Genomic DNA, 21,973 nt, shown 5'->3' with positions numbered 1-21,973 from the left:
CTAAGGGATCGGTGCGGCAAACCCCCATGGCCAGAAGGGAGCTGATGAAGAAACGAGCAGAGCAGATGGTGGCGGAAGCTGGAAGCCGAAGGAATCAGCTAGCCAGGAACCTGCCCCAAAAAGGACGGCCGATCGCACAGCCGGTATATCGCGCCTAATTGTATCCCCGTTCGCCATGATGCACGCCCGTCCGCTATTTACGGTGCGGAAAGCGTTCTTATCACAAGAGAACTAGAGCATAGACGAGAATATTAACACTCGCGAGTGGTATGCCGACCTTTGCAAATTCGACGAAGGATAGCGTTTCTCCGCTCCGCTCTGCATGCTGGATAATGATGACATTGGACGCAGCACCCAGAATGAGCAGGTTACCCGCGATGGTGCTGCCCGCGGCCAGAGCTAAGAGCCCTTCAGGTGTCGCTCCCGCGTGGATCAGCAGGGGGAGATAGAGCGCTACGAGGGGTACGTTCGAGATCAGCTGCGAGAGGAGGACGCTTATCGTCATGATTACGGGTGGGGTCGTGATGTCGAGTTGGAAGTGGGCAAGGAGCGATTGAAAGACGCCGCTGTCCCAGACACTTTGCATCAAAATGAAGAGCGCAATAAAGAAGATGAGCGTGTACCAGTCGATCTCCCGGATGAGCTTCACGCGTTTCTCACTCAGGAGCACGGGCACAGCAGCAATCAGGGCGATATCGGTCAGCCGGAGATCGATCGGCAGGTGGGTAAACCCCAGGGCTATTTTCGCGGCGATCAGGATCAGCATGAGCGCGAGTGAGACTTGAGCTAACCGGGCGAGTTTGTAATCCTTAATAACGTCCGGGGAACTTATAAGCAGCGGTCTTCCCGCTAACTCGGTACGAAAGGCGTATTTCAGGACGAGATACGCCACGAGTAGATTGATGAGGGTCGGGACTGCGAGATGCCTGAAGAAGGTGATGAACGGATTGGTGAGCGTAACGGCGATCAGGAGATTCTGGGGATTGCCGATCGGGCTCATCACGCTACCAATGGTAATCGCAAACGCGAGGGTCATGAGGAGCGGCTTCGCCGCCAGGCCATGCTGCCGCGCAAGCAACAGAACGACCGGGGTTCCTATTATCGCCATCGTATCGTTCATGAGCAGTGTGGAGAGCAACCCGAACCCGAGAAGAATCGCAAGAACGAGTTGATCCACCGATTTTGCTCGCCCAAAGAGTGCCGCGGCGAGCTGCGAGAGATAGCCACTCTCTTCCAGGGCCTGGCCGATCGTGAAGACGCCGAATAAAAACAAGATGATCTCGAGATTAACAGCCCGCAGCGCATCAGCAGGTGAGATCTGCCCGGTGATGAGCACCATGACCGCTCCCAGGAGCATAATCTGCCAGATCTGCAGGCTGAAGGAGCCGATCCGCCGTATCGCAATCAGGATAAAGACTGCACCGAGCGTAAGGAGTGCGAGCATATCCTGAACCCGCCCTCATTCATTCCTTCTTCAGAATGAAGTAAAGATTGCCCAGCTCACCAGTAAGGGGCGCATCGAGCGGTAAGCGGTCAAAGCCCGGATTATAAATCGCCTTCAGGACAAAGCCACCCGCGGCACTCAACTGCTTCACGTCCTCGGCGAACCACAATCGCAGGATGTGCGGCTCGATGAACATGAACTTCTTCTCCCGGGGCCTGTCCACGACGCTCATCTTGCAGATGTTGTATTTCCGCTTGCGTACGTAATCATAGCGCTCAGTGCGCCAGGTTGTCTGCACCGTCACGCCGTCTCGTTCGGCGACCCAGGTATCATCCGGCTGCTCCTCCGTTTTCGGATTCAAGGGTGCGCAGGCGAGTTCTACGATATAGATCCCGCCGCGTCGGAGCGAGTGCGAGACCGCTTTGAAATGTTTTTTAATGTCCGCATCCGAGATGAGGTAGCCGATGGTATTCAGGAGATTGAGTGCGGCATCGAACGTATCCTTAAATTTCCGCGTTCGCATATCGCCGACAACCACCTCGGCGTGACCGTTGAGACCCGCTTGCTCGATCTTGTCACGCGTGTACGCGACCATCTCCTCACTGATATCATAGCCGAGGATATGATAGCCATGCGCCGCCAGTGGCAGTAACAGACGACCACTCCCACAGGCGGGCTCCAGGATTCTGCGCACCGTAATGTCCGCGTATGCCTCGAAGCACGCGGTAAAAAAGTGCAACTCCCCGGTGAGATCGTAGGAAAATGCAATATCGTAATAGACGGGAAGATAGTATAACTTCTTCTCCATGGTAATCCGCCCCCACTCATCCCGATCATCATCTGAGCAGGAAATACTTCGCGGTCTTATCGCCCGCTCTCCGCTTCGCCAGCTTCTTCTGCGTTAATTCGGTAATGCTATTAGCAACCGCACCCTTCGGGAGCCTGGCCTCACGCACAATATCTTCCAGACCTTTCGCCTTCTCTTCGCTCTTCATACCCAGCTGCTGCATCGATTCGTATACCTTCTTTGTATTTCCCTTTAGCTCTTCCGCCATCTGACCCAATCATCCTCCGGGATGTGAGTTGTATACCATATCCTACCCGGATTTAAATAGGTAGCGGCACAAATCACGTCGTTTCGTAAATGGGCGACGACATGGCGAGTCAGAGACCATCGACGCATTCTACATCCTGAGGCGCGGGGGCGCTCAGCGCCATCTTCTCATCCTTATGCTGGAATATGCGCGCTTCTGCTGCTTTCAGGATTGCTTCCAGCATTGCTGCATAGCTCATACCGGCAATCGCGCTCATCTTCGCCAGATGCCCGTCCCAGCACCAGCCGGGATTGGGATTCACTTCCAAAAGCTTGGGATTGCCCTGCGCATTGAGGCGCCAGTCGAAGCGCGCATAATCGCGGCATTCCAATCGCTCAAAGAGCTTCACTGACCATTCCACGAGCCTACGTTCAACCTCTTCCGGGAGCTCTGCGGGAATCGAGCGGATTTTCCAGTAGGGCGACTCGGGCAGCCATTTCGCCTCATAGCCACAGATCCGGGGCAGGCCTTCCGGGAGTGCCGAGTAATCTTCCTCGATGATGGGGAGCACGGTGTACGATTCGGGCGGATTGCCGATGATACCCATGCTCAAGTCTTGACCGGTGAGAAACTCCTCCACAAGGATCGGCTTCTCATAGCCGAACCGCTCGCGGATCTCGGCAATCGCATTCGTCAGCTCTTCCGGATCATAACATACATTCCGCTGCGTAATGCCGAAGCTGGAGTCGCCGAAGTTCGGCTTGACGAGTACGGGAAAGTCGACGTGCAACTCGAAGGTCGTGTCCTCAGGCTTGATGAAGAGCGCTTTGGGCACCGGGATGCCCATCTCCTGCGCGATTCCACGTACCAGTGATTTATCAAAGCAGAACGCGAGACACTGCGGCCCCGAGCCGGTATACGGAATACCGAGCAACTCAAGGAGCGCGGGAACGTGCAGCTCCTTCTTCGCATCGTTCTCAAATCCTTCGTCGCAGAGATTGAGGACGAAATCCAGCTTCGCTTCATGCTTTATCAAATCCTGGATGAGCATGTTATGATTGGCGAGATAACTGAACCGGAAATCCTTCAATTCCCGTAAGGAACCTTTTAATTGATCGATGGTGTAGAGATCATCGTCATCGAAGACACAGCAGGGCTTGACCGTGTCCGGCTTGCTGGGATCGCCCATGACGACCACCACATGCCTGATCCCACGGCGCGTTCTCTTCTTCACCGCGGCCCACTCCTTTCTAACCGCGGCAGTGACGATGATGCGCCGCTCCATCATCCCGAGATCCTGATTTCGGTCGGAATCGGAGAGGAACTCACCATGGAATCGGATATCACTGAAGCCTGCGCTCTTCAAGAGCTCATTGAGGCTCTCCCGTGTGTAGAGCCGCTCTGCATAGAGTTGGTCAACAATCACGCCTTTGTTCACGTGCGTCACCACCTCTCGTGAGATCAAGCGCTGGTCATCCAGTGTGAGCGAGCGTTCACGACAGACGAAGAGGTTCTTATCGATCCATTCCCAGGATCGCGGCTGGAAGTGCTCACGGAGATACGCACCATCCGCCACATCAATAAGGAACCGCCCCCAGGGCTTCAACACCCTGAAGATCTCCTTCAATACCCGTAGGTCGTCGTGGACCGTCTCAAAGTACCCGAAACTGTTGCCCAACAGCATCACCGCATCAAAAGAATCCGAAGCATACGGGAGTCGTCGCGCATCACCCTCGCGGAACCGCAATGAGAGACCCGCCTTCCTCGCCTGCGTTCGTGCTCGGTGAATGAGGAAATGTGAGCGATCAAGTCCCTCAACGTTCCGGTACCCGCGCCGAGCCAGCTCCAATGAATGCCGGCCCTGACCACAGCAGAGATCCAGGATCCGCTCGTCAGGTGCAAGCCGGAGCAGGTCTGAAACGAATTCGACTTCCTTTCCGGTGACGCGTGGATCATCAACGACGTCCGCATCGGTCTTCAAGTAGAGCGAATTGAAGAGGTGCCGCCACCAATCAGGACTCACATGAGCCTCCAAATTCGCTACGGGGCCCAGTGTCTTCTTTTCTCGTGCTTTCCTCTGCCGTGAAATCGCCTTTTCTTTTATGCCCGCTTCTCCTTTATTCATATCCGGTGAATACGATAGCTTTCTTTCTGTTATCGCTATATATATCATTTTCGACACTGCCCGCCCCAGTACTGCTCTACTCCTTCAGGACCATCCGGGAAAAGCGGTTAAAACGGGTTTATAGCTAAAAAAGAACGTTATTCGAGTGCCGTTGCGACGGGTGGTTCGGGGTTGTGCAAGGGACTGCGCAAAGTCCCTGGTGGAGATCGGATGAGCGACCGGTAACGTAGTACTGCATCGAGCACCGTTAACGCCACACAAGCCCAAGATCGAGGGTTTTGACATCGGCCCTCGTGCGTACACCTCTCTCTTTCGTGTGGTCATCATCACACTACACTGCGGGATCTCGAGGAGCGGCGTGCTCGGATCACGAGTGGGGACGGTGTGCTGAAGTTCCCGGTGGCCTGACCGTGAGCTGTCCACCAACAAAACGCCGCGCTACCCGGGCTATGCGGCCGCCAGCAGCGACCGGTAGAGGTTCCAGATTCCCGTTGCTATAAAGTTGACCGCGATCGCGCCCAGCAACAGGCCCATTACCCGCGTGATCACCAACGAGCCCGTCACGCCCAGAAGCTTATAGATCTGACCGGCGTATCGGAAGATAAGGTAGGAGAACACAAAGGTGAGAATGATGGCACCGATCGCGATGAACTTCAAGTCCAGCGTATGACCGGTTCGAATGATGACAATGACGGTCGTTATGGCGCCCGGGCCGGTGAGCAGGGGCGTGGCGATCGGAAAGATCGCGATGTCATCGCGCCGCGCGGCATCCCGAATCTCCTCCTCGGTCATACTCTCTCGCGAGATTCTCGCCAGGACCATGTCGATCGCGACGATGAAGAGTAAGACGCCACCTGCCACCCGTAAGGAATCCACGGTCACACCGAAGATCCGCAAGATCAACTCGCCGGCGAATGCGAAGAAGATGGCCAGAACACAGGCGACGGTCACCGCGCGTTTGGCGATCACCAGGCGTTCGGCCGCACTCACTCGTGCGGTTAACGAGATAAAGGTGATGAGCCCACCGATGGGATTGACGATGATGAAGAAGGAGGTGAAGGCATAGATAAAGAAGGCCAGTGTTTCCATACTATTCTATGTATTCCGTTCGGTAGAAAAAAAAATATTGTGCTCAAGAGCGCGGCCCATCACCTCACGCTGTCCGCTCTGTCACGGCCGGGTGCGCGCGTTGCCATTTCGATTTCGATGATTCTTCCGCTCTACCGCTTTACCAACGGTCGTTCGGGCAAGAGAGAGCGGGAACTGAATCATAAAGCGGAGCCCACCGGCAGTGGAGAAATTCCGTAACGGCCGCTTGACCGCCGTTATCAGCTCGCGCACCACTATGTCCTCCTTCACATACCCCGACTCTTTGACGAGCGCGAGGCGATGTATTGAGTATAAGCCGAGCAAGAAGGCGAAGAAGAAGAAGAAATCCCACTGCTGAAAGTCCAGGGTGGGAATCACCAGTTTGCCCGTTGGCGCGGTATACGTCAGGGTCCAGGCGAGCTCGCGGCCCACGAAGAAGTCCGCAAAGGAGCCACCGATGATCGGGGCAATCCCGGCAGCCAGTGAGTTACCGAGTGTACTGGCCGCGAGATACGCGGTCGCCTGCCCTTTTGGTGCCAGTTTCAGCCCGATATTCCCGGAGGCGAGCGTTACCCCGGCGGTGGAAATGCCCATGAAGATATGGATGAGCACGAGGAGCGGCATGGTCAGGACATACGGCTCGGGCAGGGTCGTGAAGGTCCAGGCGAGGATGCAGAGCATAAAGAGCGGACCACTGACGCCGAGTACCGATTTGTTGCTGAAGCGATCGGCAAAGTTGCCCCAGAGTCGTAAGAACGCGAGATTCATAAGCTGACTCACAATCAAGAGCGCGATGACTACCGAGATCTGCAATCCCAGGCGATTAAGCATATAAACGGTAAAAAAGGGTGCCGCGAGGTTAACGGCAAAGTTCCAGGAGCACAGGAACCATATCAGTTTTTTGAAGTTACAATCGCGCAGAGGGCTCAAGAGCGTCTTCAGGAACGAGGGCTCCGCTTCTACCGGACTCAGCATGCGCGGCTCCGGTACGGTGGAGATGAAGTACACGCCGAGCATGCCGGCGAGGAATCCAAGGAAGAAGAGCGTTGAATAGCTGTATAACTCGTTCTGGCCGAAAACGGTCCGGCCGTAGTCGATGAAGAGGCCCGCGGCAAGACTGAGCGGGATGCCTATGCCGGTAGCCAGGCTCATGCGTTTCGAGAAGAAGGACCCCAGACGGTCCTGTGGCACGAGATCGTGCATCCAGGAGTTCCAGCTGCTGCTCCCTATCGCGCCGAACGAGGCGTAGAGCAGGAGTCCAAGGAGGAGCACGAGCAATCCGATCTGCGTAGTGAAGAGGAACGGAATAAGCGCAATGAGCAACCAGAACGACCTGCTCACCGCGGTGGCCGCGGCACAAATCGCCCGTCTCACGCGATAACGTTCCACCAGAAAGACCGCGGGTATCTGCATCAACTGCGCGAGCGGCGGGATAGCTGCCAGGAGTCCGATCACCAGGTTGGAAGCGCCGAGCTTCAGCGCAAACGCGACCAGGAAGGCGCCGCCGGTCAGCGTCACCATCGCCTGCGTGGTGAGCCCATCTTTGATAACGCTTCTGAGCCCTGATTCGATCTCTCCATCCGTTAATCGGTCTTTAACTGCAAATAGCATGGTCGCTCGTCTTAGCTGATAGAGTAAGTCGAGTGGAGTATATAAACTCGGATTCGCCGCACTATACTACCCACTCCATTTTACCACCCTGCTCCATTTTACGGCCTCCGCGGGTTCTTCGGTTTCGTCTTCGCTACCGTTGTTCGCATGAGTGAGAAGGGGAACTGGAGCATGTGGCGCAGTCCGCCCGCGGTGGAGAAATTCCGCAGTGGTCTCTTGACCTCAGCAATCAATTCTCGAATAACGATCTTCTCCTCCACCTCGCCCACCTCTTTAACCAGTGCCAAACGGTGGATGGAGTACGTGCCAATGAGAAATGCAAGGAAGAAGAAGAAATCCCATTCACGGAAGTTCAACGTTTGAATCACCAGTTCGCCGCCGGGACTGAACCATCTAAGCGTCCATGAGAGCTCGCGATTGACAAAGAAGTCTGCGAAGAGCCCGCCAACGATCGGTGCAATACCGGCCGCCAGGGAATTGACAAAGCTATTGGCTGCCAGATACGCGGTTGCCTCACCCTTCGGCGCCAGTTTAAGCCCGATATTACCCGTGGACAGTGTCACGCCCGCGGTGGAGATGCCCATGAAGATATGGATGAGCACAAGGAGCGGTATGGTGAGGACATACTGCTCGGGCAGGGTCGTGAAGGTCCAGGCGAGGATGCAGAGTATGAAGAGCGGACCACTGACGCCGAGCACTGATTTGTTACTGTAGCGATCTGAGAATCGGCCCCAGAGTCGTAAGAAGGCGATGTTCATCAGCTGGCTCAGAACGAGCAGGGCGATAATGAACGAGATCTCAAACTCCAGTCGTTTCAGCAGGTAAACCGTGAAGAAGGGTGCGGCAAGGTTAACGGCGAAGTTCCAGGAGCACAGAAACAGCATGAGATTCTTGAAATTCGCATCCCTGAAGGGCTTTGAGAGCACGACTAAGAACCGAGGCTGGCGGGGTGGACGTGTCATTTGTGGCTCCGGAATGGTCGAGACGTAATAGGCATCGAGCATGCCCGCGACGAAGCCGAGCAGGAAGAGAATTGAGTAACTGTAGATCGCCTGCGTGGGGTAGAGCCGTGTCCAGTAATCGATGAAGAAGCCTGCAGCGAGGCTGAGCGGTATACCCACCCCGAGTGTTAAACTCATGCGTTTCGAGAAGAACACACCCAATTGGTCCTGTGGCACGAGGTCGCGCATCCAGGAGTTCCAGCTGCTGCTGCTCACCGCGCCAAACGCCGCGTAGAGCACGAGCGCGACGATAAGAACGGGGAGGACCCCGGTAAGGCCGAAGAGGAACGGTATAACGGCGATGAGTATCCAGAAACCGCGACTTGCGATGATCGCGTAGAAGCAAATTGCACGTCGTGCCCGATACTTCTCGACAAGATAGACCGCGGGGATTTGCATCAATTGCGCAAGCGGTGGGATTGCAGCGACGAGCCCGATAATGAAGTTAGAAGCACCGAGGAGCAGTGCGAATGCAACTAAAAATGCTCCGCCGGTCAACGTGATCATCGTTTGCGCCGCCAGGCCGTCCTTGATGACGGTGCGCAGTCCGGATTGGATCTCTTCCTCAGTGAGCTGCTCTTTTACCGCGAATCTCATAAGCGCCTCATGTCAGCTTAGTGATAGTGCGTAGGGGGCAAAGTATATGTTGTCCTGCTATCGATCTATCTAAATCCCAACGCCTATTTCGTCGTGAAGCTGGCACCTGCGGAGAACGCCCGGGGGTTGGTCCTCAGTTCAGCACGGCAATGGCCGCTGCTCGTACGACAAAAATGGGACACCAATTACACCCGCTGCAGTCCGCTAAGCGTCACTCCGTTCCTGTGCTTAGCCGAGCTTAGCTTAGTACCCCCCGAAAATACCTGGTGACGCAACGCAGACGCAAAAAGCGTTCCTGCTCCACATCGAGCTGCTGCTCACGGTCTGTCTGATAAAAATAAAAGAAAGCTATAGAGCGACTATAGCTTTTCCTTTGGACGCTCTACGATAATATTCGTGCAGGCAGCCACTCATTCAGTAACTACTTCGCCAAAAGCAACCCGTCTCGATACCTTGGTCACACGGATTTTTACCGTATCCCCTTTCTGCGTGTTGGGCACGAAGACCACAAATCCCTCTATACGAGCGATGCCGTCTCCTTCACGTCCGACGTCCTCGATCGTAACGTCGTAGGTCTCGCCAACGGTTATAGGGGCGGTAAATCCCCGCCTCTCGCCACTATAGTCCATACGCTACAAAACCTCCATTTCTCCTTCTTTCAATTTCTGGTCGTCCGTAGTGTACATTCGCACGTCGTTACCGCTCACACTCACGCCAAACCGCTGCAGCACCTTACACCACGTGATTACACCTGTAATTCGTCGGTATATAAACACCGCGGTTCCGGAGAGCACACACAGCCCCCGATGCCGCGTGCCGCCCGGGGCAGGGATAATCGTGAAAATCCGCACAGAACATAGTCGCAAGCAAAAATGAGCGCTATCGTGCTACCGTGCGGCTCGTGCGATTCGCTCCTTCTCCTCCCTCTTACTCACCGAGAAGCACTTCGCGTTCCGTGATGCTGCGATAAGTTCGTCCGCGAGGCATCGCTCGATCCGCTTCTTGTTCTTGAAGGCGCATTTCTCGGCGCCCTGGGTAATGAACATGAGCGCTTGATCTACCCGCCGTTGCGAGGACATATCCACGGCTTTGGGCACGAGAATACCACCGAACCGCAGTCGAATCGTCTCCTCGCGCGGGCCGGCATTCTGAATCGCATCCACAAGCACCTGGAGCGGATTCTGACCTGTGGCCTCATGAACAAGATCAAACGCGGTATTCACGATCCGGTAGGCCATCAGCTTCTTCCCGGTGTTGCGCTCGGACCGCATGATCTTGTTGATCAGGCGTTCCACGACACAAACCTTCGATTCCTCGAATTGCTGGCTTGCATGCGCACCGCCGGAATGCAGTGCCGACACGGGAGAGAGGCTGATGTGCCGCTCGATAGCGATGTCCGTGATCGTCACATCCGCCGGGTCCCACTTATTAAAGATCTTGCCAAACAATATATCGGCTCCCATCTCGATCACCTCAGCATCTTCTCCTTACGCCCATGCACCAGTTCCAGGAGCGAGATGTCGTTAACCGCCACGACCTTGAAGCGCACGCCTGAGAGATCGCCGTACGACCGCCCCTTACGGCCGCCAATGCCCTCGATCAGCACCTCGTCGTGCTCGTCAATGAACTTGATCGCGCCGTCGCCCGGCGCAAAAGCAGTTACCTGCTTCCCGTTCTTAATGAGCTGCACGCGCACGCACTTCCGAATCGCTGAATTCGGCTGCTTCGCTTCTATCCCCACCTTCTCCAGGACGATCGCCCGTGACATGTGTGCGCCTTCCAATGGATCACTCTTCTTCGCGGTCTTCAAGACCTTCCGCGCGTAGTCCGGGCTCTTCCGCCGCATCACTTTCCTCCGCTTTTGCATCTTCCTCGCTGCGTACATGCCTCTTCCCATCGCTTTCACTCCTTAAGAACTGTACTATCCTTTACGTTTTCTAGATAAAACGTTTTAGAACGGTAAGTCTGCACGGACTATTTGATGATCACGTTATCGATGCCCTGGTTCCGTTTCACCAGCATCTTCACCTTCTTGATCCGCTCGCCATCACGGCCGATGGCGATGCCCTTGTGCTTCGTGAGCACCTCGACGTAAGCACAGAGCTTATCGTTCCTATTCAGCAGCTCGACGCTCTTCACGTACGCGGGCCGCAGCAAATTCTCGATGAACTCCCTCGCGTCCGGTGAATGTTCCACGACCTCGATCTCCTTATTGAGTAGTTTCTTCACCTTATTGATGTTCACACCGTTCTTCCCGATTGCCAGGCCCATGTCGCCCTTCTTCACCACCATGATCACCTTATTCGCCTCCGTGTCCACGAGACAGTCCATCACGCCTGCACCGGTCGATTGCTCGAAGATTCCGATACACCTTATCCCCTCAGTATCCAGCTTTACGGTCAGTTTCACTCACCTGGTTGTTGTTTTTTCTCTCTTATCGTGTGTCGATATTCAAGGTTTTCTCTTTTGGTTGTTCTTCCGGTGTGAGAACACGCACAATAGCGGAATCGCCGGGATCGGTGATACAGAGTGAAGCGACTGAATACGGCTTCCCGCAGGCGAGTCCAAGCTCGAGACTGTTCGCAGGATACTCATACACGATGAGCTCCTCGTCACCATTTATCACCGCGTCTGTAAAGACCTGCTTTACCTGCTCAGGGCAATTGGACGCGTGGATAACGACCCGCGCCTCATCATTCAGGACCGCTTGTACCGTCTCCTTTGAGCCCAGCAGTACCGTACCCTGATGTAATACCTTCTGCAATTCCCTATGCACATCTGAAAGCTCGATCGAGCTTCGCTCAGCCTTTCGCTTTGCCTTTGCCATCGTCTCTCTCGCCCCTCTTCTCTCCCCTTCTTCTGTGTTTCATTCTTACTTACGTAGACCTGGGAGCGTCAGCTTTTCCTTACCTTCCCGCCACCAGTTCGACCGCACCGGTCCCCAATTTGATCGGCTGTCCGACAATCACGTTCTCCGTGACTCCTTTCAGCTCGTCCGTCTCACCGTGAATAGCGGCCTCCAGGAGGTTGTCGACCGTGACCTCAAAAGCAGCACGCGAGAGCACTGAGGCCTTCTCGCCCGCGATGCCGTGCCGGCCGATCTGTTTCACCGTGCCGTCCATGGTCATCGCATCGGCGATCAGCATGATGTGGCGCGGATCCACATCCAGACCTTGCTCATTCAGAGTGTTCAACATCTCCTCTATGATCGCGTTCCGGGCTGCTTCTATACCGAGCACCTCCTCGATCTCTGCGATGTTATTCGTCGTGGTCCGGGTGAAATCCACCCCTTCTACCTTCTGGTTCCGCAAACGTTTCAGCTCCGACCCCACGGTGTAGAGCACGTACTCGCCGCTGGGTGCCCGTCGTACCAGCACCCGCTGTATCCCGACGATCCCCCGCACCAGTTTGCTCGCAACAGTCTTCTCCAGCTTCGAGAGTTCATGGAACGTGTCACAGCCCGTATAGATGCGCAGTTGTCCGTCATCCATCTCGTCCACGAGCATCTCCTGGCTGATCTCCTTGATCTTCTCGATCACGTCCGCTCTCGAGACGTATCGCTTCTCCAGTTCCCGGGGATTGAGTTCAACCCATACGGTCATCGTTTCCATAGATGAGCGGATTTTACCGAGATCGCTGATGTATGTCTCCTGTATCATCCCCGCCACCTCTTCCGCCCGGCTCTTGGTCGTTGCATACTCATCGAGCAGTCGGATTGTCATGGTGGGTGTAGAAAGCTTCTTTCGCGCATCCACGATCTCGATGATCCGAGGTAGCCCTAACGTAATATAAATGGCGCCGACACCAGCGTAGTGAAACGTACGCATGGTCATCTGCGTGCCTGGTTCGCCGATGGATTGTGCAGCAACGATGCCGACCGCCTCCCGCGGCTCTACTTTCGACCGCTCGTAGCCCGCAACAATCTCGCGTATGATAGCATCCAGTTTCTCAGCGGTCAGCTTCGTTCGCACCGCCTTCAATTTCCCTTTCAGCTCGAGCTTAATATTCTCCGGAAGCCCGCTTCGGTTCACTTTGAGTTCAATATCGCTGAGCTTTATCTCGCCTTCCAGATTCCGTCCCAGCATCATAACGATATCTTCTGCAACGGTCGTGTCGATCTCTTCCTCCAGGAGCTCTTCAAACGACAGGGAGAGCTCAGTGGTCGAGAAATCCTCGTTCAACTGCCTCGCCAACTCCGCATCGACACCGGCCTTCTCCAACGCTTCAGCTCTTTCTCCGCTATCTCCCGGCATGCAGTTCACTCCCCTTACGCTTCGCCACCCGGTACATCCTACGCCTCCGTCTCGATAACATCCTTAATCACTTTATCGATATCAACCACCTTTGCCAACTCGCCATTTGAGGGGTCGATGCCGTCATCACCGTATTTAAACTGCACGACGGTGCCCTTCGTCTCCCGAACGGTCCCGTCATTCTTCACCTCGAGATCCTGCAGGGCATTAATGAGTCGTCGCTGGAAGTACCCGCTCTGAGAGGTACGGACCGCAGTGTCAACAAGCGCTTCACGGCCGCCAACGGCATGGAAGAAATATTCCGTGGGAGAAAGCCCCTCTTTAAAAGATGCGCGCACGAAGCCGTGCGCATCGGCACTGCGATCGCCCGGTTTATAATAGGGCAACGTTCGCCCCTGGTAGCCGCGCTTTATCCGCTCGCCTCGCACCGATTGCTGACCGACGCAGGCCGCCATTTGCGTGAGATTGAGCATGGACCCGCGTGCACCAGACTTGGCCATGAGCACACCTGGGTTCTCGATGCCGAGATAGCGCTCCGCAATCATACCTGAGTCATCACGAGCACGGCCAAGCTCCTGCATGATGAGGAGTTCCAGCGTCTCCTCGAGCGTTCTGCCCGGTAACGCCTCCAGTTCTCCACCGTTGTACGCCCGTATCAGAGCTTCGACCTTCTTCTCAGCTTCTCGGATCGCCTCTATTCTGATCTCTTCCTTACCCTCCCGGGGGATGTCCTCGTCACTGATGCCGAAGCTGAACCCCGTGTGCTTGATATAATTGATCGCGAGCCGAGCGGCGTCCTGGATAAATACCTTGGTGACCACCTCTCCGTACTGCCGGAAGATCCGCTCGATGATGACCCCCTTAAAGGAGCCCACGGCCTTCTCGTCGATCACGCCGCAGACCAGCTTTCCATCTGCTATCTTGACATAAGCATCGTATGGACAGTTCTCCTCCTGGCATTCGGGGCATTTCTGGCATGTCTTGCTTCGGAATTCCAAATGCATACCCGACGGCAGGATCAGACTGAAGATCTGTTTCCCGGTCCAGTAGGGGGTTTGCAGCGTTTCATCAAGACCTGCAGGCGCACCCAACGCATCAAGCGCGATTTTGTATACGATATTGAGTACTTTTTCCTTTGTAAATCGCTTCTCGCCCCGGGTGAGAATGAACAACCCGGTGATGTAATCATGAATGTTTCCAATGATCGGTCGGCCAAATCGAGGCGAGATGATATTGCGCTGCACGGCCATAAGAATCTTCGCCTCCGCACGCGCCTCTTCCGACTGAAGCACATGCAGATTCATCTCGTCGCCGTCATAGTCTGCATTATACGGCGGGCAGACGGCGGGATTCAATCGGAAGGTCCGTCCGGGCATGACCTTGACATAGTGCGCCATGATGCTCAATCGGTGGAGGGACGGCTGACGGTTGAAGAGCACGATGTCGCCGTTCCTCAGGTGTCGCTCAACCTTCCAGCCGAGGTCCAGCTCGTCGGCCAGCGTCTCGAAATTGCTCTCGGTCACCTTCACCTTCCGGCCGTCACTGCGTCGCACGTAGTTCACACCCGGATGTCGCTTACCCCGGCGCACGGTCTCGCGCATCACCTCGAGGTTCCGCTCGGTCACATTGACCGTAACGGTCAACTCCCTTGCGATCGCTTCAGGCACACCGACCTCGTCGATCTCGATATCGGGATTGGGAGAGATGACCGTACGAGCAGAGAAATTCACGCGCTTACCGGATAGCGAGCCCCTGAATCTGCCCTCTTTTCCCTTCAATCGTTGCGCGATGGTCTTCAGTGGCCGTCCGCTCCGGTGTCGCGCAGGCGGCACGCCCGGGATATCATTATCGAAATAGGTGTTCACATGATACTGAAGCAGCTCCCACAGGTCTTCGATAATCAATTGCGGTGCTCCTGCATCGCGATTCTCCATGAACCGCTGATTGATCCGGAGGATGTCGACGAGCTTATGCGTGAGGTCATCTTCACTCCGCTGCCCGCTCTCCAGCGTAATAGACGGCCTCGCAGTCACCGGCGGAACTGGCAGCACGGTGAGAACCATCCACTCGGGGCGCGCGTTCCTGGAATCCATCCCGAAGAGCGGCACGTCCTCATCAGGTATGCGCTCAAGGCGCTCCCGCACATCGGTCGGCATCAATCGCCGCTCTTTCTCCGCCTCATCAACCTCGATGTAGGTGGTGGGCTTTTCGTATTTAATGCGCTGCTGTGGCTCGTCGCAATAGATGCAAACGCTGTGCTTCGCCGCCTCTTTGAAGACCTGCTTCACCACGTCGTTAATATCCGCATGCTTTGCTCGCTGTCTCTCGATCTCCTCCATGAACCGTTCGCGGCCTTCATCATCGAGCATCACGTGGCCGCAACTTCGGCAGGTCGCCGTTAAGATCTTGTAGATCAACTTCGCGTAGCCGATATGGATAACCGGGGCTTCGAGATCGATATGTCCGAAATGACCGGGGCACTCGCCCATCCGACCACCACAGGTCTTGCAGCGCAGTCCGGGATCGATGACGCCGATATGCTGATTCACCAGCCCGCGCTCGATCGGAAACCCGTCCTCGCCGTACGTATCCGGTGTAATGATCCGCGATGCGCTCATCTTGCGTATCTCTTTCGCAGAGAGCAAGCCGAATTTAATCCCTTTTATCCGTTTCGTTCTCATCTCAGACGGCCTCTTCCAATTGTAATCGCGGCGCTATACAGAGCGCTTTCATCTCATCCAGCAGGAGCTTAAAGGCATAGCTCATCTCCACGGGGTAGATGTCGGTGTCGGCGCCGCAGTTGGGGCAAAAGACCGAGCCGGTCTTATTGTCCGTGGAGGCGATCATCCCGCAGTTCCCGCAAACGAGCTCGACCACCTTGTCAGACTCGTCCAGGAGCCGGTCCTTGAGTGAGATCGCCGCACCGTATCCGATGAGAACATCGCGCTCCATCTCGCCGAACCGAAGCCCGCCTTCTCTCGCTTTCCCCTCTGTTGGCTGCCTGGTCAGTATCTGCACCGGTCCGCGTGCGCGTGCATGCATCTTCGCAGAGACGATATGATACAACTTTTGATAATAAGCAATACCGATAAAGACTTCAGCCTCGATCTTCTCGCCGGTCATGCCGTCCCACATCGTCTCTCGCCCGGTGCTGGAGAAGCCCACGCGGCCCAGTGCCGCTCGCAACTCGTCCTCATGCTCACCATAGAAGACCGTGGCATCGATATAGCGCCCGTCCAACGCGCCTGCTTTACCGCCGATCATCTCCAAAACGTGGCCTACGGTCATTCGTGACGGGATCGCGTGCGGATTGATAATCAAATCAGGTACGAGACCTTCGGCCGTAAAGGGCAGGTCCTCGGGGGGCACGATGAGCCCCACCACGCCCTTCTGGCCGTGTCGTGATGCGAACTTGTCACCGATCTCCGGGATCTTCTGATCGCGGACGGTGACCTTTGCCAGTCGCCGATTGCTGCTCGATTCCATGAGCACCACTGAACTGACCACCCCCTGCTCATTGGGGCGAGTGCAGATCGAGGTGTCGCGACGTTCCAGGGGGCTCAGCAGCTCGGTCGTCTCTTCCAAGAACCGTGGCGGACTCGTCTTCCCGAGGAGCACATCGTTCGGGGCCACCTCGGTCTCCGCGTTGATAATGCCGTCCTCGTCGAGCTGTTTATATGCATCGTGGCTTCGCACACCGACGATCTCCATATCAGGGATCTCAAATCGGTCTTCTTCACCACCCGGATACCGGATCTCCTCACCTTCATACGTGCGGAAGAAGTGGCTCCGTCCCAATCCGCGATCGATGGCCGCGCGATTCAGGATCAACGCATCTTCCATGTTGTATCCTTCATAGCTCAGGACTGCGAGCACGAAATTCTGGCCCGCAGGCCGCTTCTCGTGCTGGATAAGGTCTGCTGTGCGCGTCTTCACGATCGGCTTCTGCGGATATTGCAGTACATGTGTCCGCGTGTCGGTTCGCGACTTATAATTCGCCGTTGGAAGGCTCAGCGACTGCTTCAGCATCGCTGCGCCCATCGTGTTCCGGGGAGACGAATTGTGATCGGGGAAGGGGATAAGTCCCGCAACCACGCCCAGGATCAATGAGGGGTCGATCTCCAGATGCGTGTAGTCCTTGCCATCCGCCTTATCCAGGTCCGACTCCTCCACCGCGATCAGCGCGTTCTCCTCCTCTTCCGCATCGAGATACTCGATTACCCCGGTTTTGACGAGGTCATCGAAGTTGATCTCCTCGGTTCGCAGTTTCGCGATGTGCGACTCAGTGACCAGCGCCTTGCCGTTCTGAACGACGATAACAGGTCTGCGTGCTCGACCACCATCAGAATTGATGAGAATATCACGCCGGCCAGCATAGTAAGCGATGTTAAGTTGGTCGGAGAACTCTCCAGCCCGGCGCCTCTGCCGCACCTCTGCGACGAATTGTTCGGGCGATCTGCTAAACCCGATGAAATCGCCGTTGACGAAGATGCGGATGAGCTTCTCCGCACTGAGCTCTGATGAGCGTGATGGCGGAACGATCCCGAGCGTAGAGAGAAGTTCTTTGAAGTGCTCTTCATCCTCACCCACCGAGATCTCGACCATCTGCGAGAAGTTCTTGACCAGGCCACAATTGGGCCCTTCTGGCGTCTCACTCGGGCAGATCTTCCCCCATTGCGTGGGATGAAGGTCACGGGCCTCGAAATGGGGCTGAGACCGAGAGAGCGGCGAGATGATCCGGCGCAAGTGGCTCGCTGTCGCGACGAAGTTGCTCCGCTCCAGCAGTTGAGATACACCGGCGCGGCCTCCTACCCAGTTACCGGTCGCGAGCGCATGTGTGATCCGTTCTGTGAGCACATCGGACCGAATCGCCGTGGATATCTTCAGCTCGCGTGCACGCATATGCGCCCGTTCTAGCTGATACCGCATATCGCGCATGAGCTTGGTGAACGAGACCCGGAAGAGATCTTCCATCAAATCACCGGCAAGCTTCAAGCGCTTGTTCGCGTAATGATCTTTATCATCCTCGCCGCGCTTCCCCAGCGAGAGCTCGTAACAGGACTCTGCCATGCGACCCAGGAAATGGGCCTTGGCGATCTTATCAGCGAGATGCGGGAAGAAATAGCGGTCGAGGATGTAATTGACGCGCTTCTCGCGATACTCCTTTGCCTGGGTCGGTGCGATCATACGGCCCAGTTTCTCGATTGCTTCCTCCTGTGTGCGTACCTTACTCTCGTGGAGGTTGCCCCGGACATGCTCCTGGATCTCGGGTTCGTCTGAGACCGCTTTGACAATGGCGGCGTCGTCCTCGAGCCCCAGAGCGCGCATCAAGGTCACGAACTCGATCTTCTTGCCCACCGCGGGGAAGGAGACCTCCACTATGTCCTTCTTACTGATCTCCACGCGAATTGGCACCCGAAAGCCCTGCTTGAGCGAGAAGAGCTTTGAGACCTCGCTTTTACTCCCGTACTTCTCCTCGAAATTGACGAAGATGCGGTTCGGTGCGAGATCTTCGAGCGTGATGATCACGTGCTCGGATCCGTTAACGATGAAATAGCCGCCGGGATCGAGCGGATCTTCTCCTGCCTCGTGCCTCAGCCATTCCTCGTACTCCTGGTCAGAAATTTTCCGATCCAACTTCTCCTCACGCACCTCGCGGGAGACATTGCACTTCGCTGACTTCACCATGATCGGCATCTCGCCAATTTCCACCGTCTCCAGCTCGCTCTCCTCATTAACACCCAGCTCATCATGCTCGTATTTCCGCATGAGCTGCATCTCCAGATAGACCGGAGCGGCATACTTAAGATTGCGGAGCCGCGCTTGAGAGGGGAAAATCTCTTCAGAGGAGCCGTCCGCCTCACGTGATTTCGGGAGCCCGACACTGATCTTCCCAAATCGCACGCCCACCGAATACTTTCCCAGGTCGTCTTCGCCACTGATCGAGGTCTCGACGAACGGCTGCTCCTCAATAACGCGGTGCATGCCCTCATTGAGGAAATAGTTGAAGGAATCAACCTGATGTTGTGCGATCTTTTTCCGCTTTAAATAAGCCTTTGATAAAACGCTCTTATCCAACATACACACTCCCACTTCCCACCTTCATTACTCAATAACCAGACGATACGATACCGATTTACCCGCTGTTTTACTTACTCGCCGTACCCGAATGATATCACCAACAGCCGCTTCCTTGAGCTCTTTGATCACGGGATCAGTAGCTTTGATCTTCGGCAGTTGCTCCTTTTGTATCTTATAGGTTCTTAAAAGCTCTGCTACTTCGTCCTCACCCAGAACCTCATGTCTGGGCACCAACTCATGTTCAAGAATGGATACCTTTCCCCTCTTCATACATTCAGTTCAGCGTATGGATGACTGACGGGCTCGACGGGATTTGAACCCGCGACCGACGGGTTAAAAGCCCGCTGCTCTACCTTTCTGAGCTACGAGCCCTTCTACCTCTCGTACTTCACCTTACATTATTGCTCTCTGAGAGATATATTTCAGCAGCAATTGCAGAACGGCATCAGCCGCCTCTCGCTTGTTTCCCTCCCTATCTCTGTGGAAGATATGCTTTTCGTGAGCTACGTAATCTTTTGTTGCCAATGCTATATAAACTAATCCAACGGGCTTCTCAGGCGTCCCGCCCGTAGGACCGGCAATACCGGTAGTCGAAATGCCAATATCGCTCTTGAGCAGCTTTCTTACACCCTGTGCCATCGCTACGGCGCATTCCGCGCTTACCGCGCCTTTCTCCGCCAGTAACGTACGTGCAACCTGTAAGACCTCCGCCTTCACGTCATTCGCGTACGCAACGACGCCGCCTTTGTAATACTCCGAGCTGCCGGAGACCATGGTTATCCGATCGCCCACCAACCCACCGGTGCACGACTCCGCGGTGGCAAGGGTGCGACCACTGCCCCGTAAAGCCGAGCCGATCTCTTCCGCTAACATCCCCTATGTTATTCGTTCACCCCTCTATAAAAATGCAGTAACTCGGAAGAATTTACGGATAGGTGCAAGCTCAGCGCGATCATTTCGTCGTACCGTAACGCACCTTGACGGCAACGCCGTGCTGGAAGCAGCGCATCTCCTCACGCGTGAGCATTGCCCGCCCGGTGGCCAGTAATCGGTCCTGCTCGTCGACCACAAGCACCTCGTCATAGGCGCGTATCTGTGGATCTGCATCCACGACATGCTTACAAAAGGCGGTTCCGCCGGTCTGGACGAACCCGCTGCTCTCTTTGTTCATCACCACGCGAAGCTGTGGATAGGGGAGCACCTGATGGAGCCGCTTCGCGCCTTCGCGGCCCAGAGTGAAGAGGCCATCAAGACTGCGGAGCGTGGCTATGCGCCGCTGCCCGTCTTTTATCTGCGCTATACGGCGCGTCCGCGAGAAGATGAATTCAACGGTAGGGGGGAACAGGGCAGTTCCCGCTCCGCGTCCGAATTGATAGTCGGCGATTACCCGTGCCTTCTTCAGATACGCTAACCGGTCATTCTCATCCATGGTATCCTTTCTTTGCCCTCTTTTGGTCGCCGTTTCAGGTGCGAACGCTGCTTGAAGCCAGTTCGTTCTGATCGCCGCTCAGGGGGTTTGCAATCAGATGGTGCTATTTAACAGTGCTTTACTAAGTTAAGACTGTTGCAGGCAGGTAGTGGTGCATGAGACTGAAGAGACAAATCGCAGACCTTGCAGTGGAGCGAATCGAGCGCCTCTTTGAGCTCGCGGAGACCGCGGCAAAAGCGGGGCAGGAGCAGCGGAGTGATCGCTATACCCAGCTCGCACGCGCACTAGGGATGCGGTACCGGGTGCGCATCCCGCAGCATCTGAAGATGCGGCTCTGTAAGCGCTGTCACCGGCTGCTCATACCGGGCAAGACCGCACGGGTGCGGCTCCGGGGCGAGTACCTGACGACCACCTGCTTGCGGTGTGGCGTGCAGATGCGACGACCGTATAAAACGCCGCGTGCGCCGTCGTCGAGACGAGCGGGCATCGAGCCAAAGGAGTTCACCAGTGACGACCGATGAACCAGGAACCGCTGTTACAGATTTTCAAGCGCCTTTCCGTCTACATTAATAAGCACAAAGTGCTCTCAGAAGGCGAGCTCAAGCTGAAGATACAGGACTGCTTACACGCGCTGAGCACTGCTGAACGAGCGAGGCTGGAACGAGATCTCGGGGGCACTGTAGAGGCACAGATCTTCACGAGCATTACGAGCACCGAGAAAGTATCCGTCTTCTCACCCGATCTGCGCACGAAGATCAACTATCAGGGCGAGGTCTTTTACTGCTTGCCCGTCCATGGCTACCTCGCGGTGGAATTGGAGTCGGCATTTCTCCGCTGGACCAAACTGCGAAGTCCATTAAGTACGTTGCGAGACGTGCTTCAGGAGTTCCTGGAGCGGTGCGGCTATGTGATACGGAGCGAGCCAGCGGCGGCTGAAACCAGCACTCTCGCGGTGTATGCAGAGAAGTCAGAGGGCGCCCGACAGTATAGGCTCCGCCTCTCTATCTTCTCATCGATCAAGTTCGTGCCACCGTTTATGGATATGCATCCCGGCCTACCGGAAGGAGAAGCGGCGGCTGAGATGGTGATGGTGGTTCCCACGGAGAAGACCCCGGCGCCCTTTATTTCCTTCGTTCGAGAGCATGATGTGCGTAACGCGCAGATCTGGATCCTTGAGGTAGCGAACCGAACCATCAACCCGTTCATCGGCATGCCCGCCGATCCCGAGCTCGAGAAGAACTTTGCCAATCCCGAGCAGGCGCGCAAAGCGGTGAGTATTTGGATGCGGAAGATGGTGGTGGTCGAATAG

The 21,973-nt window shown here is 55.7% G+C and carries 20 protein-coding genes and 1 tRNA gene; 2 read left to right on the top strand and 19 right to left on the bottom strand.

Annotation, left to right across the window (positions count from 1 at the left end):
- Positions 1–220 precede the first annotated feature (220 nt).
- The 19 genes from ENN68_08660 to ENN68_08570 all read right to left on the bottom strand — a co-directional run bounded on the left by ENN68_08660 (position 221) and on the right by ENN68_08570 (position 20,664).
- The gene (locus ENN68_08660) at positions 221–1,444 is read right to left on the bottom strand and encodes an anion transporter (protein HDS46135.1); all 1,224 of its coding nucleotides are present in this window, start codon (positions 1,442–1,444) and stop codon (positions 221–223) included.
- A gap of 19 nt (positions 1,445–1,463) precedes the next feature.
- Entirely contained in the window at positions 1,464–2,252 is a 789-nt protein-coding gene (locus ENN68_08655) for a class I SAM-dependent methyltransferase (protein ID HDS46134.1), read from the bottom strand.
- Between the two features lie 28 nt (positions 2,253–2,280).
- Entirely contained in the window at positions 2,281–2,499 is a 219-nt protein-coding gene (locus tag ENN68_08650; protein ID HDS46133.1) for a hypothetical protein, read from the bottom strand.
- Between the two features lie 109 nt (positions 2,500–2,608).
- Positions 2,609–4,603: a methyltransferase domain-containing protein gene (locus ENN68_08645; protein ID HDS46132.1), complete on the bottom strand. Its 1,995-nt coding sequence runs from the start codon at positions 4,601–4,603 to the stop codon at positions 2,609–2,611.
- 447 nt (positions 4,604–5,050) lie between these two features.
- A complete protein-coding gene (locus ENN68_08640; protein HDS46131.1) occupies positions 5,051–5,692 on the bottom strand; it encodes an NAAT family transporter in 642 nt (213 codons plus the stop codon).
- A gap of 81 nt (positions 5,693–5,773) precedes the next feature.
- Positions 5,774–7,303 (bottom strand): MFS transporter, encoded by a 1,530-nt coding sequence (locus ENN68_08635; protein HDS46130.1) that lies wholly within the window; start codon positions 7,301–7,303, stop codon positions 5,774–5,776.
- Positions 7,304–7,401: 98 nt separating this feature from the next.
- The gene (locus tag ENN68_08630) at positions 7,402–8,901 is read right to left on the bottom strand and encodes an MFS transporter (protein HDS46129.1); all 1,500 of its coding nucleotides are present in this window, start codon (positions 8,899–8,901) and stop codon (positions 7,402–7,404) included.
- Between the two features lie 410 nt (positions 8,902–9,311).
- On the bottom strand, positions 9,312–9,530 hold the full coding sequence (locus ENN68_08625; protein ID HDS46128.1) for a TRAM domain-containing protein: 219 nt from the start codon (positions 9,528–9,530) through the stop codon (positions 9,312–9,314).
- A gap of 258 nt (positions 9,531–9,788) precedes the next feature.
- Positions 9,789–10,364: a 30S ribosomal protein S7 gene (locus ENN68_08620; protein HDS46127.1), complete on the bottom strand. Its 576-nt coding sequence runs from the start codon at positions 10,362–10,364 to the stop codon at positions 9,789–9,791.
- 5 nt (positions 10,365–10,369) lie between these two features.
- Positions 10,370–10,798 carry a 30S ribosomal protein S12 gene (locus tag ENN68_08615; protein ID HDS46126.1) on the bottom strand — a complete coding sequence of 143 codons (429 nt, stop codon included), beginning with the start codon at positions 10,796–10,798 and terminating at the stop codon, positions 10,370–10,372.
- 77 nt (positions 10,799–10,875) lie between these two features.
- Entirely contained in the window at positions 10,876–11,304 is a 429-nt protein-coding gene (locus tag ENN68_08610) for a NusA-like transcription termination signal-binding factor (protein ID HDS46125.1), read from the bottom strand.
- A 31-nt stretch (positions 11,305–11,335) separates the two neighbouring features.
- A complete protein-coding gene (locus tag ENN68_08605) occupies positions 11,336–11,728 on the bottom strand; it encodes a 50S ribosomal protein L30e (GenBank protein ID HDS46124.1) in 393 nt (130 codons plus the stop codon).
- Positions 11,729–11,807: 79 nt separating this feature from the next.
- Positions 11,808–12,986 carry a DNA-directed RNA polymerase subunit A'' gene (gene rpoA2, locus ENN68_08600; GenBank protein ID HDS46123.1) on the bottom strand — a complete coding sequence of 393 codons (1,179 nt, stop codon included), beginning with the start codon at positions 12,984–12,986 and terminating at the stop codon, positions 11,808–11,810.
- A gap of 206 nt (positions 12,987–13,192) precedes the next feature.
- Positions 13,193–15,835 (bottom strand): DNA-directed RNA polymerase subunit A', encoded by a 2,643-nt coding sequence (locus tag ENN68_08595; GenBank protein ID HDS46122.1) that lies wholly within the window; start codon positions 15,833–15,835, stop codon positions 13,193–13,195.
- 1 nt (position 15,836) lies between these two features.
- Positions 15,837–19,235, bottom strand: coding sequence for a DNA-directed RNA polymerase subunit B (locus tag ENN68_08590; protein ID HDS46121.1), 3,399 nt, complete (start codon positions 19,233–19,235; stop codon positions 15,837–15,839).
- 24 nt (positions 19,236–19,259) lie between these two features.
- The gene (locus tag ENN68_08585) at positions 19,260–19,505 is read right to left on the bottom strand and encodes a DNA-directed RNA polymerase subunit H (protein HDS46120.1); all 246 of its coding nucleotides are present in this window, start codon (positions 19,503–19,505) and stop codon (positions 19,260–19,262) included.
- A 28-nt stretch (positions 19,506–19,533) separates the two neighbouring features.
- Positions 19,534–19,607 (bottom strand) — tRNA-Lys (locus ENN68_08580).
- A 21-nt stretch (positions 19,608–19,628) separates the two neighbouring features.
- Entirely contained in the window at positions 19,629–20,108 is a 480-nt protein-coding gene (locus tag ENN68_08575) for a CinA family protein (protein ID HDS46119.1), read from the bottom strand.
- A 79-nt stretch (positions 20,109–20,187) separates the two neighbouring features.
- Complete coding sequence (locus ENN68_08570; protein HDS46118.1) at positions 20,188–20,664, bottom strand: pseudouridine synthase; 477 nt, start codon at positions 20,662–20,664, stop codon at positions 20,188–20,190.
- A 155-nt stretch (positions 20,665–20,819) separates the two neighbouring features.
- On the opposite strand from ENN68_08570, the gene ENN68_08565 reads away from it, so the two are divergent.
- Entirely contained in the window at positions 20,820–21,185 is a 366-nt protein-coding gene (locus tag ENN68_08565; protein ID HDS46117.1) for a ribonuclease P, read from the top strand.
- The gene (locus ENN68_08560; GenBank protein ID HDS46116.1) at positions 21,182–21,973 is read left to right on the top strand and encodes a hypothetical protein; all 792 of its coding nucleotides are present in this window, start codon (positions 21,182–21,184) and stop codon (positions 21,971–21,973) included. Before ENN68_08565 ends, ENN68_08560 begins: the two co-directional genes overlap by 4 nt.

This window comes from Methanomicrobia archaeon, assembly GCA_011049045.1.
Lineage (GTDB): Archaea > Halobacteriota > Syntropharchaeia > Alkanophagales > Methanospirareceae > JACGMN01.
Note: the sequence above shows the minus strand (reverse complement) of the source record. Positions and strands in the feature narration are given on the sequence as shown.